Genomic DNA, 14,396 nt, shown 5'->3' on the forward strand with positions numbered 1-14,396 from the left:
GTAACCGTAAAAACCAACCAGGACGATCAGCATGCTTGGCGCCAAAACCAGTTTGGGGAGCCAGCGCTGCAATGCGTCGAACGGTGAGGCTTTGCTGAAAACCGCCACAGAGCTCATCGGGATAATCCAGGTGAAGAGGAATGAAATCGGCACGGCGATCCCTTGTGGGAGCGGGCTTCTGTGGGAGCTGGCTTGCCTGCGATGGCATCAACTCGGTTTGAAGCTAAACCGAATCGCCTGCATCGCGGGCAAGCCTGACTCCCACATAAACCCATTCCCACAGGGGTAACGCGGCGTCAGGGATTACTGGGCGGCTTTGACAGCCGAGGCCAGTTGCGCGCTGGCCTTGGCCGGGTCAGCGTTCTTGTCGTTCATGAAGTTGGTCACCACATCAAAGATCGCGCCCTGTACGGCCAGGGACGTGGCCATGTTGTGCGCCATGCTCGGTTGCAGGCCGCCAGTTTTCTCGTCAGCCAGGAAATCCTTGGCGGAGGCTTGAGCGCAAGAATCGAAGCCCAGCGCGCTCATGTCGTTAAGCATGTCGGTACGCACCGGGATTGAGCCTTTGTTGATGCTGAAGACTTTCTGGAAGTCTTTGCCCAGAGCGACCTTGGCCAGGTCTTGCTGGGCGGCGATGTCGCCTTTGCGATCGGCTTTGAGCTTGAACACGGCCATCGAGTCGATGTTGTAGGTAAAGGCTTTTTCAGTGCCCGGGAACGGCACGCACTGATAGTCCTTGCCTGCGACTTTCTTCGCGGCGGTCCATTCGCTCTTGGCCCAGTCGCCCATCATCTGCATGCCGGCCTTGCCGTTGATGACGTCGGCTGCGGCGATGTTCCAGTCACGACCGGCGCGGTTCGGGTCCATGTAGCCGGTGACTTTTTTCAGCTCGGTGAAGGCCTTGGCCATCTCAGGCCCCGAGAGGGTTTTCTGGTCCAGGTCGACCAGGGCTTTCTTGTAACCATCTGCGCCCATGACCGAGAGCACCACGTCTTCAAACACGGTGCTGTCCTGCCACGGCTGACCACCGTGAGCGAGTGCGATGAAGCCGGCGGCTTTGAGCTTGTCGCCAGCGGCATAGAATTCTTCGAGGGTGGTTGGCGCTTTGTCGATCCCGGCTTTCTTGAAGACTTCCGGGTTGATCCACAGCCAGTTGACGCGGTGGATGTTCACCGGCACGGCGACGTAATCGCCTTCGTATTTCACGGTGTCGGAGACTTTCTTGATCAGCAGGTTATCCCAGCCTTCGGACTTGGAAACCTCTTTGAGGGTGTCGGTGCTGAGCAGGCCAGTGCTGCCCCACTCCTGGATGTCCGGCCCCTTGATCTGGGCAACACCCGGCGGGTTACCGGCCACGGCGCGGCTTTTGAGTACGGTCATGGCCGTGGAGCCGCCACCGCCGGCAACTGCGCCGTCCTTCCAGGTGAAACCGTCTTTTTCGACTTGGGCCTTGAGCACATCGACGGCTGCTTTTTCACCACCAGACGTCCACCAGTGAACGACTTCCACCGAACCTTTGGCATCGGCGGCAAGGGCACTGACGGGGAATGCAGCAACAGGAAGCAGTGAAGCGAGAGAAATGACAGTAGCGAGGCGAGAAATCGCATTCATCTAGTAGTACCTTTCTTGTTGTTATGCATGCAAGTCTGGTGCTTGCGCTGCATAGGATTCTAAACAGGGGATGCCCCTTCGCAGGTAACGAAGGGACGCGCGAATGTCACCACATGGTTACACAGCAACGCTCTGGGACAACTGCGCCAGTGCACTCGCCATGCTCGGCGCCAGTGGCAGGCGCGGGATCAAAACGGCTTGCCAGGCGTGATACAGGTCGGGTTTGCCGGCCCAGATATCGGCGCTCGGACGGTTCAGCGGATCGAGTTCGTGATGCCAGCTGCCATCGCAACGGTCAATGAAATGACTGTCACAGAATTCCCAGAACAGTCGGTACCAGCGCTCGTATTGCTCATCACCGGTGCGTTTGAGCAGGGCACTGGCGGCAGCGCTGGCTTCGGCGTGCGTCCAGTGCAGGCGATGACGAACCACTGCGCGATTGTCCCAGTCGAGGGTGTAGACAATCCCCGGCGCTCCGTCGACATCCCAACCGTGACGGCAATTGTGGTCGAAGAGTTTTTGCGCATCGGTTGCCAGCCAGCCCGGTGTAAGTATCCCGGCCTGCACCCGCGCCGCTTCAAGATGCAGCAATAGCCGCGCCCATTCAAAACCATGGCCCGGCGTGGTGCCGTAAGGGCGGAATCCGTCAGCCGGGTTGTCGTGGTTGTAGTCGCGCAACGGCTGCCAGTCGCGGTCGAAATGCTCGACCACCAGATAATCATTGGCCGCGGCATGATCATGAATGACGCGCTCGACGATGCGCTGGGCGCGAATCAGCCAGCGGTTGTCCTCGGTGACATCGGCCAGGGCGAGAAAGGCTTCGGTGGCGTGCATGTTGCTGTTGGCGCCGCGATAGGCTTCCTCGACGCTCCAGTCGCGGTTGAAGGATTCGCGCATCGCGCCCTCCTCCTCGCTCCAGAAATGACTGTCGATGATGTGGATTGCATCGTCCAGCAGCGCTTGTGCGCCGGGGCGCTGGGCGACCACCGCAGAACTCGCAGCCAATGCCACGAAGGCATGCAGGTAAGCGGCTTTGCCGGTATTGCCGTCGCGGTGTTCGGGCGTGGCGAACCAGCCACCGTGTTCGGCATCACGCAGCGGCCCGCTGAGGGCCTGGATGCCGTGATCCACCAGCTCGGCGAAACCCGGCAGGCCCTGAATGTGGGCCATGGCGAAGCTGTGGGTCATGCGCGCGGTGTTCATGGTTTCAGCTTGCGCGTTGGCCGCCAGGCGACCCTTTTCATCGAGATTGCCGAAACCTTCGGCAAGCTTTGCAGCCTTGGCGAATGCCAGCAGGCGCAGGCCTTCGGCGGCGAGCCATTGCTGATGGGCAGGCGCGTTCAGCCAACTGCTGAAGGCGGGTTGGAAGGTGTCCATGGGAAGACCTTTTTTGTTGTTATGACTGGGGGGAGTCTAAACAACGGGCGATAGCGGGCAGGTAACGAAGGGGGCGAGTTATGTCACCGAGTTGTGACATTTCCCCTGATTTTGAGGTGAGTGATGTGTTGTGGCGAGGGAGCTTGCTCCCGTTGGACTGCGCAGCAGTCCCATTCTTTTCAGGGATAAGGGGGGCCGCTCCGCGCCCCAGCGGGAGCAAGCTCCCTCGCCACAGGGGCGGTGTCAATCCACCGAGCGGGGCAACTGCAACGTCACCCGCAACCCGCCTTCACGCAGGTTTTGCAGGCTGACTTCACCGCCATGGCTATGGGCAATGTTGCGCGCTATCCCCAGCCCCAAGCCATAACCCTGCTGCTGACCGGCCAAGCGGAAGTGCGGCTCGAACACCTGTTCCAGCCGCTGCTCCGGCACACCCGGCCCTTCATCGTCGACATGCAGGACAAACGCGCTCTCATCGTCATCGATGTGCAAATGCGCGTTCTGCCCATATTTCAAGGCGTTGTCGATCAGGTTGCCGATGCAACGCTTGAGCGCCAGCGGCTTGCCGGGATACGGCGCCAGCGCCCGGCCATGCTGGGTCACGCGACCATTGCCGTTGGGCGCCAGATACGGTTCCACCAGACAGTCGAGCACATGATTGAGATCCACCGGCTCGATGTTCTCGTGGATGTCGGTGTCTTTCACGCATTGCAGCGCGCCCTTGACCAGCAACTCCAGCTCATCCAGATCACGGCCGAACTTGGCTTGCAGTTTTTCGTCTTCAAGCAATTCCACCCGCAATCGCAGCCGGGTAATCGGCGTGCGCAAGTCATGGGAAATCGCGCTGAACAACTGGCTGCGTTCAGTCAGGTAACGGCTGATGCGCTCACGCATCGCGTTGAAGGCGCGACCCACTTCCACCACTTCACTGCCGCCACCCTCGGCCACCGGTTCGACTTCAGCACCCAGAGACATGTCCCGCGCCGCCCGCGCCAATCGCTTGAGTGGTCGGCTCTGCCAGTGCACCAAGAGGCCGATGAACAGCAGCAGGAAACCGCTGGTGAGCACGATAAACCAGACCTGCTGCGCCGGCAGGCCTTGTTCCTCAAGACTGGTGTAGGGCTCGGGCAACAGGGAGGCGATGTACAGCCATTCCCCCGGTGCCATCTGGATTTGCGTGACCAGCACCGGTGGGTTCACCGGCTCCAGGGTCAACGCGTAATGCGCCCAGGAGCGCGGCAACTCATCGAGTTTCAGGCCGCCATTGAAAATCCGCAGGTCTTCGGGGCTGACGAAGGTCACCGAGATGTCGGTGTCCTGGCCCAGCGACTGGCGCAGCACTTCGTCCACCGCTTTGAGCACCGCTGCTTTGCGCGGGGTGATCGGCAGCACTTCCATGCCCAGTGGTTTGTCGTTGAGGGTCACCACGAACCGGGTGCCGCCCATGCTGCGCAATTGATCGAGCACCAGCGGCCTGAACGCCACCGGTAACGAACGGAAATAACTGACGCTGGCCGTCATCGAATGGGCCAGGCTGCGGGCGCTGGTGACCAGGCCTTCGAGCTGCGTGGCGCGCAATTGCGACACCCAGATGACGCTCGACAGTGTCTGGGCGAACAGCACCGCCAGCAGGGTCAGCAGCAACATGCGCCCGAGCAGCGAGCGCGGTACCGGCACCCGCCCGGCGAGCTTGCGCAGGAACTCAGTGGCCATTGCTGGCAACCACGTTGGCTGCCAGTTGGTAGCCGCTGCCCCGCACGGTACGGATCAGCCGTGGCGGTTTTTCGGTATCGCGCAGGCGCTGGCGCAAACGGCTGACCGCCATGTCGACGATGCGATCGAGCGGCATCAGGTCACGGCCACGGGTAGCGTTGCCGATGGTGTCGCGATCGAGGATTTCCTGAGGGTGATCGAGGAACAGTTTCAGCAGCGCGAAATCGGCGCCCGAAAGAATCACTTCCTCGCCGTCGATATGGAACAGCCGATGGCTGACCATGTCCAGCCGCCAATCATCGAAGGCCAGCACTTCACTGCCGGAACGCTCCTGACCGAACTGCGCGCGGCGCAACAAGGCTTTGATGCGCGCCTGCAATTCACGGGGGCTGAAGGGTTTGCCGAGGTAGTCGTCTGCGCCCAGTTCCAGGCCGATGACACGGTCGGCCTCGTCGGAACTGGCGGTGAGCATGATGATCGGCACATGGGCCTGACGCGGGTGCTGGCGGATCCAGCGGCAGAGGCTGAACCCGTCTTCGTCCGGCAGCATCACGTCGAGTATTACCAGATCGCTCGGCGCCTCGTTCAAGGCCTGACGAAAGCCTGCACCATCGGGCGTGGTACGGACCTGGAAACCGGCGCGGGTCAGGTAGGTGTCCAGCAACTCGCGTATCTCTTGATCGTCATCGACCAACAAAATCGACTTGTTGACTGAGCTCACGGGGCGGCGTCCTTGTTGTTTGAATTAGGTGGATTATGCCTTAAGCGCGAAATCTACAAACACCGCAGAACCAATTGTGGGAGCGAGCCTGTGGTGAGGGGGCTTGCCCCCGTTTGAGTGCGCAGCACTCACAAGATCTTTGGTGCATCAGAGATTTTGGGGCTGCTGCGCAGCCCAACGGGGGCAAGCCCCCTCGCCACAGGCCCGCTCCCACATTTGATTGCATTTCAGGCTGGAATGGATTGCTCCAGCGCCACTCCCGCACCCACCAACCCGGAATACGGCGCAGTGACGAGCCACACCGGAATGCCTTTGAAGTAATCGCTCATGCAACCTTTATCGGCGAAGCAGCGGGCGAAACCGCTTTCGACGAAGAAATCGGCAAACCGTGGAATCACCCCGCCGACGATGTACACACCTCCCCGTGCACCGGTGGTCAGCACGTTGTTGCCAGCCACGCGACCGAGCCAGCAGCAGAACTGCTCGAGCACTTCCAGGGCAATCGGATCGCCCGCCAGCCCGGCCTTTGTAATCGCCTCAGGCGTGTCGAGCACAGGCGTGTGACCGTCCACCGCGCAGATCGCCCGGTAGACCCGCGGTAAACCACTGCCGCTCAACGCCGTTTCAGCGCTGACATGGCCGATCTCATTGAAGATCTGTTGCCACAGTTGGGTTTCTCGCGGGCTGCTCAGTGGCAGGTCGACGTGACCGCCCTCCCCCGGCAGCGGGGCAAAACGGCCCTCGCCCAGATCGAGCAAGGTGCCCACGCCCAGGCCAGTGCCCGGGCCGATCACCACCGCCGGCCGCAACGGTTCCGGCGTGCCCTCGCAGACCACCCGAAACTCACCCGGTTGCAAGCGGGTCATGCCCAGGGCCATCGCCGAGAAATCGTTGACCAGCAGCAGTTGATCCACCTGCAAAGTCTTGCAGAACCCCTGGCGGCTGAGCCGCCAGTGATTGTTGGTGAACTTGAATTCATCCCCGCTCACGGGGCCTGCCACCGACAGGCACACCGAACCGATCGAACCCGGCGCCAGACCGAGCCCGCTCAGGTAGAGCGCAATCGCCTCCTCCGGGCTGGCGTGGTCTGCCGTCGCCAGCACCTGGACCGATTCCAGCTGCTGGTTTTTCCACAACGCGAAACGTGCGTTGGTGCCACCGATGTCACCGACCAGAGCCAGTTTCAATTAAGCGTCTCCAGGGCAGAAGTAAAGGCGCTGGCGCCTTGCTCTGCGGAGCTGAAGGCCATGCGCATGAAACCAAACAGTTCGCGACCGCTGCCAATGTTGTTGCCCAACAGACCCTTGGCAGGTTCGCGCGCTGCGAATTCTTCGGCGTCCACCTTAAGCTCCAGGGTGCCTTTGACGCCATCGACGCGGATGATATCGCCCTCTTGCACCCGCGCCAAAGCGCCGCCCACATAAGCTTCGGGGCTGACGTGGATCGCCGCCGGGATTTTCCCCGAGGCGCCGGACATACGCCCGTCAGTCACCAACGCGACTTTGAAACCGCGATCCTGCAGCACGCCGAGGAACGGCGTCATCTTGTGCAGCTCCGGCATGCCATTGGAACGCGGTCCCTGGAAGCGCATCACCGCGACAAAATCCTTCTCGAGCAAACCGGCCTTGAACGCATCGGCCAGGTCCTGTTGATCCTGGAACACCATGGCCGGTGCTTCGACGACCTGGTTTTCCAAAGCGACCGCCGAGACCTTCATCACGCCACGGCCGAGGTTGCCTTCCATTACGCGCAAGCCACCCTCTGGCGAGAATGCGCGAGCGACCGGACGCAGGATGGTTTCGTCGAGGCTTTCGATCGGGCCTTCGCGCCAGACCAGCTCGCCGTTTTCGAGGAACGGTTCCATGGTGTAGCGGCTCAGGCCGTGGCCCAGCACCGTGTTGACGTTTTCGTGGAGCAGGCCGGCTTCCAGCAGTTCGCGGATCAGGAACGACATGCCGCCCGCCGCCTGGAAGTGGTTGATGTCGGCTTTGCCGTTCGGGTACACGTGGCTCAGGGTCGGCACCACCTCGGAGAGGTCGGCCATGTCCTGCCAGGTCAACTGAATGCCCGCGGCCATGGCGATGGCTGGCATGTGCAGGGTGTGGTTGGTCGAACCGCCGGTGGCGTGCAGGGCCACGATGGAGTTGACCAGCGAACGCTCGTCGACGATTTCGCCGATCGGCATGAAGTCGCCGTTCTGCTTGGTCAAGCGGGTGACCTGGTGCGCCGCTTCGCGGGTCAGGGCATCGCGCAACGGGGTGTTCGGGTTGACGAAAGAGGCGCCTGGCAAGTGCAGGCCCATGACTTCCATCAGCAACTGGTTGGTGTTGGCGGTGCCGTAGAAAGTGCAGGTGCCAGGGCTGTGATAGGACTTCATCTCCGATTCCAGCAGCTCTTCGCGCGTCGCCTTGCCTTCGGCGTAGCGCTGACGCACATCGGCTTTCTGCTTGTTGGAGATGCCCGAAACCATCGGCCCGCCCGGCACGAAAATCGTCGGCAGATGACCGAACCGCAACGCGCCCATCATCAGGCCCGGCACGATCTTGTCGCAGATGCCGAGCATCAACGCGCCGTCGAACATGTTGTGGGACAGCGCCACAGCAGTGGACAACGCGATCACTTCGCGGCTCGGCAGGCTCAGTTCCATGCCCGGCTCGCCCTGGGTCACGCCATCGCACATCGCGGGGGTGCCGCCAGCGAACTGGCCGACGGAGCCGATTTCGCGCAGGGCTTTTTTGATCTGTTCCGGGAAGACTTCGTACGGCTGGTGCGCCGAGAGCATGTCGTTATATGACGAAACTATGGCGATGTTGGCGGAGTTCATCATCCGCAGGCTGTGCTTGTCGTCGCTGCCACACCCGGCTACGCCATGGGCGAAGTTGGCGCATTGCAGCTTGCCGCGCATTGGGCCGTCGCTGGCGGCGCCGCGGATCAATGCAAGGTAAGCCTCACGCGTGGTGCGGCTGCGGGCGATAAGCCGTTCGGTGACCTCAAGGACGCGGGGATGCATGTGTAGAACTCCAGGCTAACGGATGTGGCGACCTGATTGTCTATGCTGACCAAGTACCGCTGTGATCGGGGTGACAGACGGTTTTCTTGATCATTCGGACCAGTTGATTCAGGTCACTCGTTGTAGATAAAACAAAATATTGCCACTAAAAAGGCTTGTTTTCTATTTTTTTGCGAATAATCTTGTAATTCCAACAACAAAACGACGGCGGCGCTGTAAATGACTCTTCGAATTGCAATCAATGGTTTTGGCCGTATCGGCCGTAATGTCCTGCGCGCACTGTATACCCAAGGCTATCGTCAGGATCTGCAGATCGTAGCGATCAACGACCTGGGCGACAGCTCGATGAATGCTCATCTGCTCAAGTACGACACCGTTCACGGCACATTCGATGCCGATGTCCAGCACGATCAGGAAAGCCTGACCGTCAACGGCGACCGTATTTCGGTCAGCGCCATTCGCAACCCGGCCGAACTGCCTTGGGCCGCGGAAAAGGTCGACGTCGTGTTCGAATGCACCGGTCTGTTCACCGACCGTGCCAAAGCCGCCGCGCATATTACGGCCGGCGCGCGCAAAGTGATCATCTCGGCCCCGGCCAAAGGCGCCGACGCCACCGTGGTTTATGGGGTTAACCACGACATTCTGCGCCAATCGCACCAGATCATTTCCAACGCCTCGTGCACCACCAACTGCCTGGCCCCGGTGGCCCAGGTGCTGCACCGCGAGCTGGGCATCGAAAGCGGTCTGATGACCACCATCCATGCCTACACCAACGACCAGAACCTGACCGACGTCTATCACACCGACCCGTACCGCGCCCGTTCCGCCACCCAGAACATGATCCCGAGCAAGACCGGCGCCGCTGAAGCGGTAGGCCTGGTGCTGCCGGAACTGGCGGGCAAACTGACCGGCATGGCGGTGCGTGTTCCGGTGATCAACGTGTCGCTGGTGGACCTGACCGTGCAGCTCAAGCGTGAAGCGTCGGCCGATGAAGTCAACGCGATGCTCAAACAAGCCAGCCAGCACTCGAAGATTCTCGGCTACAACACCCTGCCGCTGGTTTCCAGCGACTTCAACCACAACCCGCTGTCGTCGATCTTCGACGCCAACCACACCAAGTCCAGCGGCAAGCTGCTCAAAGTGCTGGCCTGGTACGACAACGAATGGGGCTTCTCCAACCGCATGCTCGATAACTGCCTGGCGCTCTGCAACGCAGAATAAACAGCTGCGTCGACGCGGCCCCCGTAGGAGCTGCCGCAGGCTGCGATATTTTGATCTTGATCTTCTCCGGATCGCTGAAAATCAGGATCAAAAGATCGCAGCCTTCGGCAGCTCCTACGCGGCGCATTACGCCTGGGAGAAGCAAGCGATGATCGGTATCAGCTTTACGCAAAAAACCCTGGCGGCGCGCAAGCGTATCGCCCTGGTTGCCCACGACCACTGCAAGGTATTTTTGCTGGACTGGGCCGAGCGGCAAAAAAACAAACTCGCGCAACATGAACTGGTCGCCACCGGCACGACGGGGTTGTTGTTGCAACAACGCCTCGATCTGCCGGTGGAAAGCATGATCAGCGGTCCGCTGGGCGGCGATCAGCAACTCGGCGCGCGAATCGCCGAGCAGCGGGTCGACATGCTGGTGTTCTTCTGGGACCCGTTCGAACCGCAACCCCACGACCCGGACATCAAGGCCCTGCTGCGGGTCGCGGCGGTGTGGAACATCCCGGTGGCCTGCAACGAATGCAGCGCCGATTACCTGCTCAGCAGTCCGTTGATGGATCAGGCTCACGAACACCGCATCCCGGATTACGCGACCTATTTGCTAGGGCGCGGGTAAAGCGCCCGGAATCAATCTCGATACCCTCCTGACACAAATCCCCTGTGGGAGCGAGCCTGCTCGCGATGACGGACTGACATTCACCATGATGTCGACTGAAAGACCGCTATCGCGAGCAGGCTCGCTCCCACAGGATTTCATCCGACCCGCCAGTTTTTTGATCTATGCTCGGGCTCTCGCTCCGGAGGGCCTTCGATGACTGATTTACTAACGTCCATTCAAGCCGCACTCGGCTTGCCCCACACACCCATCTCGTTCACCTCGAGCGGCGCCCTGCCCTCGGCATTTGCTGTCACCGACCTTGCCTGCGCAAGCATTGCCGCCGCCGGTCAGGCTGTCAGTGAATGGCTGCAACAACACACCGGCCGTTTGCCTACTCTTGACGTCGACCGGCGCCTGGCGTCGTTCTGGTTCGCAACGTCGATCCGCCCCGTGGGCTGGAGCGTTCCACCGTTGTGGGATCCGGTCGCCGGCGACTATGCGACCAAGGACGGCTGGATCCGCCTGCATACCAACGCACCTCATCATCGTGCCGCCGCTGAAAGCGTCCTCGGCGCCTGTGCCGACCGCGCCGCGATGGCGAGCAAGGTAGCTCAATGGGCCAAAAGCGATCTGGAACAGGCCGTGGTCGATGCCGGTGGTTGTGCGGCCGAAATGCGCAGTTGGGCGCAATGGCAAGCGCATCCCCAAGGTTTGGCGGTGAACGCCGAGCCGTTGATTCAGTTCAGCGCCGACAGCGGCGAAAATGCAAAGCCGTGGCGGGGTTCGGTGGCGCAACCGCTGGCGGGCATCAAGGTGCTGGATTTGACCCGCGTGTTGGCCGGCCCCATCGCCAGTCGTTTTCTCGCCGGTCTCGGCGCCGATGTATTGCGCATCGACCCACCAACCTGGAACGAACCGGGCGTAGTGCCGGAAGTCACTTTGGGCAAACGTTGTGCGCGCCTGGATCTGCACGACAAGACTGATCGTGTGGTGTTCGAAAGCCTGCTCAAGGACGCCGATATCTTGCTCCACGGCTACCGCGCCGATGCACTGGAAAAGTTGGGCTACGGCGTCGCCGTGCGGCAAAAACTGGCGCCGGGCCTGACTGATGTGTGCCTCAACGCCTACGGTTGGAGCGGCCCTTGGCAAAACCGTCGAGGGTTCGACAGTCTGGTACAGATGAGCAGCGGGATTGCCGAAGCGGGTATGCAGTGGAAGAAAGCGAACCAGCCCACACCGCTGCCGGTGCAGGCGCTTGATCACGCCACCGGGTATTTGATGGCTGCGGCGGCGATCACGTTATTGGGACGTGGCGGGTCGGCCAGGTTGTCGTTGGCGCGGACCGCCAAGTTGCTGATTGAACATGGCGCGGGGACCGATGAGGCATTGCGGGCGGAGGATCAAAGCGATCAAGGGATGTTGGTTGAACAGACGCCTTGGGGGCCGGCGCATCGGCTTCATGTACCGCTGAAAATCACCGGGACACCGCTACAGTGGGCGCTGCCAGCCGGGGAATTGGGTTCCCATCGCGCGCAGTGGTGGTGACTCTCCGGGCCCATTCGCGAGCAAGCCCGCTCCCACATGTGATCGCATTCCTCCAAGGAAACCCGGTCACTGTGGGAGCGGGCTTGCCCGCGAAGAGGCTCGGGAAATCACTACGCATCTCAGCTCAGCTCAATCCCGTCGGCTCAGCGATGTCCAAAGCACCTGCGCCGCATACCCTCGAAAGGGCCGCCAAGCCTCGGCCCTCACCCACAACTCCCGAGCCGTCACCGGCCCACCTTCCAGCGCCACCAGCGAGTTGATCAACCCCACATCCCCACTCGGAAATGCATCCATCTCCCGCAACTGCCGCAAGGCAATGTATTGCGCCGTCCAGTCACCAATCCCGTGCAACGCCAGCAACCGCGCCACACCACCTGGCCGTTCCGGTTCAAACAACCGGGGATCATCCAGCAACGCCTGAGCCACGCCAGACAAGGTCCGACCGCGACTTTTCGGCATTCCCAACATTGCCAGATCCGCCGCTGCCAACGTGGCAGCATCAGGAAACACATGACTCAACCCCGGCCTCGGCGACTGCAATGGCTGTCCATATTGCACCACCAGTTTCCCCGCCAACCTGATCGCCGCGACCACGCTGATCTGCTGCCCCAACACCGCACGAATGGCCAACTCCAGCCCATCCCAAGCCCCGGGCACTCGCAACCCCGGACGCTCGGCAATCAAGCGTGCCATAAACGGATCGACCGCCAGTTGTCGATGAATGGCCGGCAAATTCGCATCCAGATCAAACATCCGCCGCAGCCGCGCGACAATCTCCGGTACGGCCGCTGAATCAGGAAAATCCAGCGTCACTTCCAGCACATCGCCCGCCCCTGGCCTGACCGAAATCACACCGTGAACACCGTTCAATGCAATGCTGCGCGAGTACACCCCATCGACCACGGTTTCCATCCCGACCACCGCCCGCGCCGACAAGAAATCCAGCATCGCCGACCAGTCATAAGGCGGTTGATATGCCAGCAACAACCTCACAACGACAACAATCCGCTGTACAACCCATAGGCCGCCAACCCCGCCCCGGCAACCACACAGCTGAAAATGCCTTTCTCCATCAACGTAAACAGCGGTTTGCCCTGCTCCCGCTTGGCCTGGGCAAACAAAATCACCCCCGGGGCATACAACAACGCCGAGAGCAGCAGGTATTTCACGCCACCGGCATACAACAACCAAACCGCATAACACAGGGCAATGCCACCGATCAGCAAGTCTTTCGTGCGCTCGGCCGAAGCATGCTCATAGGTTTCCCCTCGTCCGCTCAACAACACGGCATACGCCGCCGACCACAGATACGGCACCAGAATCATCGACGAGGCGAGGTAGATCAGGCTGGTGTAAGTACCAGCGGAAAACAGCGTGATCAGCAGAAAAATCTGGATCATCACGTTGGTCAGCCACAGTGCATTGACCGGCACATGGTTGGCGTTCTCTTTTTTCAGGAAGGCTGGCATCGTCTTGTCTTTAGCGGTGGCGAAAAGGATTTCGGCGCACAGCAGCGCCCAGGACAGCAACGCTCCCAATAGCGAAATAGCCAAGCCGATGCTGATCAACAGCGCGCCCCAAGGGCCGACGATATGCTCCAGCACTGCCGCCAGCGACGGGTTCTGCAAGGTGGCCAATTCCGGTTGGCTCATGATGCCGAGCGACAACAGGTTCACCAGCACCAGCAGCGCCAACACACCGATAAAACCGATGACCGTCGCCCGGCCTACGTCCGAACGTTTCTGCGCCCTCGCCGAATACACGCTGGCGCCTTCGATGCCGATGAAGACGAACACGGTGACCAGCATCATGTTGCGCACCTGATCCATCACGCCGCCGAAATTCGGGTTGCTGCGCCCCCAGATGTCTCGGGTGAAGATGTCTGCCTTGAAGGCCACAGCGGCAATGACGATGAACATGATCAGCGGCACGATCTTGGCCACCGTGGTCAGTTGATTGATGAACGCCGCTTCCTTGATTCCGCGCAGCACCAGAAAATGCACCGCCCACAGCAGCACCGACGCGCAGCCGATGGCGATGGGCGTGTTGCCTTGGCCAAAGGCCGGGAAGAAATAACCGAGGGTGCTGAACAGCAAGACGAAATAACCGACGTTGCCCAGCCAGGCACTGATCCAGTATCCCCAGGCCGACGAGAAACCCATGTAATCGCCGAAACCTGCCTTGGCGTAGGCGTACACCCCGGAGTCCAGTTCCGGCTTGCGATTGGCCAGGGTCTGAAAGACGAAAGCCAGGGTCAGCATGCCAACAGCAGTAATCGCCCAACCAATCAATATCGCCCCGGCATCGGCACGCGCCGCCATGTTTTGCGGTAAGGAAAAAATCCCACCACCAATCATCGATCCCACCACCAAAGCGATCAGCGCACCCAGGCGAAGCTTTTGTGTCGGTTGCGACATTCGTGCATCTCCCTTTCCCCGCCGCGCTATGGTCTCAAGACCGTCACATAGTCGGTTTTTAACTAAATAGATAAAGCGTAATAACGTTTATCCATTAACGCCAATCTTGTTTTTATTTATAACTGATCACGCTATCGCAGCCATCCAGAAATAGCGGTTTTGTCGGTAGATCCTAATAAATCAATA

11 protein-coding genes and 1 pseudogene are annotated in these 14,396 nt (G+C 60.6%); 3 read left to right on the forward strand and 9 right to left on the reverse strand.

The genetic code is table 11. The annotated features are described in order from the left end of the window. The 7 genes and pseudogenes from ACQKPC_RS01555 to edd all read right to left on the reverse strand — a co-directional run. Positions 1 to 126: pseudogene (locus tag ACQKPC_RS01555) on the reverse strand (sugar ABC transporter permease); the annotation flags it as partial. A 177-nt stretch (positions 127 to 303) separates the two neighbouring features. Beyond that, positions 304 to 1,611 carry an ABC transporter substrate-binding protein gene (locus tag ACQKPC_RS01560; RefSeq protein ID WP_218397894.1) on the reverse strand — a complete coding sequence of 436 codons (1,308 nt, stop codon included), beginning with the start codon at positions 1,609 to 1,611 and terminating at the stop codon, positions 304 to 306. A 117-nt stretch (positions 1,612 to 1,728) separates the two neighbouring features. Beyond that, complete coding sequence (locus ACQKPC_RS01565) at positions 1,729 to 2,988, reverse strand: AGE family epimerase/isomerase (protein ID WP_427622884.1); 1,260 nt, start codon at positions 2,986 to 2,988, stop codon at positions 1,729 to 1,731. A gap of 243 nt (positions 2,989 to 3,231) precedes the next feature. Then, complete coding sequence (locus ACQKPC_RS01570) at positions 3,232 to 4,701, reverse strand: ATP-binding protein (RefSeq protein WP_192343885.1); 1,470 nt, start codon at positions 4,699 to 4,701, stop codon at positions 3,232 to 3,234. Then, a complete protein-coding gene (locus ACQKPC_RS01575) occupies positions 4,691 to 5,422 on the reverse strand; it encodes a response regulator (protein ID WP_008006907.1) in 732 nt (243 codons plus the stop codon). Before ACQKPC_RS01575 ends, ACQKPC_RS01570 begins: the two co-directional genes overlap by 11 nt. A gap of 227 nt (positions 5,423 to 5,649) precedes the next feature. Then, on the reverse strand, positions 5,650 to 6,609 hold the full coding sequence (locus ACQKPC_RS01580) for a glucokinase (RefSeq protein WP_427622885.1): 960 nt from the start codon (positions 6,607 to 6,609) through the stop codon (positions 5,650 to 5,652). Beyond that, positions 6,606 to 8,432, reverse strand: coding sequence for a phosphogluconate dehydratase (gene edd / locus ACQKPC_RS01585; RefSeq protein ID WP_008072944.1), 1,827 nt, complete (start codon positions 8,430 to 8,432; stop codon positions 6,606 to 6,608). Before edd ends, ACQKPC_RS01580 begins: the two co-directional genes overlap by 4 nt. A gap of 219 nt (positions 8,433 to 8,651) precedes the next feature. On the opposite strand from edd, the gene gap reads away from it, so the two are divergent. From gap to ACQKPC_RS01600, 3 genes are all read left to right on the forward strand, one after another. Next, positions 8,652 to 9,653 (forward strand): type I glyceraldehyde-3-phosphate dehydrogenase, encoded by a 1,002-nt coding sequence (gene gap / locus ACQKPC_RS01590; protein WP_008013978.1) that lies wholly within the window; start codon positions 8,652 to 8,654, stop codon positions 9,651 to 9,653. 148 nt (positions 9,654 to 9,801) lie between these two features. Next, positions 9,802 to 10,266 carry a methylglyoxal synthase gene (locus tag ACQKPC_RS01595; protein WP_123495468.1) on the forward strand — a complete coding sequence of 155 codons (465 nt, stop codon included), beginning with the start codon at positions 9,802 to 9,804 and terminating at the stop codon, positions 10,264 to 10,266. A 195-nt stretch (positions 10,267 to 10,461) separates the two neighbouring features. Continuing rightward, a complete protein-coding gene (locus tag ACQKPC_RS01600; RefSeq protein WP_427622886.1) occupies positions 10,462 to 11,793 on the forward strand; it encodes a CoA transferase in 1,332 nt (443 codons plus the stop codon). A 129-nt stretch (positions 11,794 to 11,922) separates the two neighbouring features. Here ACQKPC_RS01600 and ACQKPC_RS01605 read toward each other — a convergent pair whose 3' ends face one another. Both ACQKPC_RS01605 and arcD read right to left on the reverse strand, forming a co-directional pair. Beyond that, positions 11,923 to 12,786: a DNA-3-methyladenine glycosylase family protein gene (locus ACQKPC_RS01605; protein WP_427622887.1), complete on the reverse strand. Its 864-nt coding sequence runs from the start codon at positions 12,784 to 12,786 to the stop codon at positions 11,923 to 11,925. Then, the gene (arcD, locus tag ACQKPC_RS01610; protein ID WP_427622888.1) at positions 12,783 to 14,210 is read right to left on the reverse strand and encodes an arginine-ornithine antiporter; all 1,428 of its coding nucleotides are present in this window, start codon (positions 14,208 to 14,210) and stop codon (positions 12,783 to 12,785) included. The genes ACQKPC_RS01605 and arcD overlap by 4 nt, the downstream gene beginning before the upstream one ends. Between the last annotated feature and the right edge of the window lie 186 nt (positions 14,211 to 14,396).

This window comes from Pseudomonas sp. NPDC089918 (genome assembly GCF_050280605.1).
Taxonomy (GTDB): domain Bacteria; phylum Pseudomonadota; class Gammaproteobacteria; order Pseudomonadales; family Pseudomonadaceae; genus Aquipseudomonas.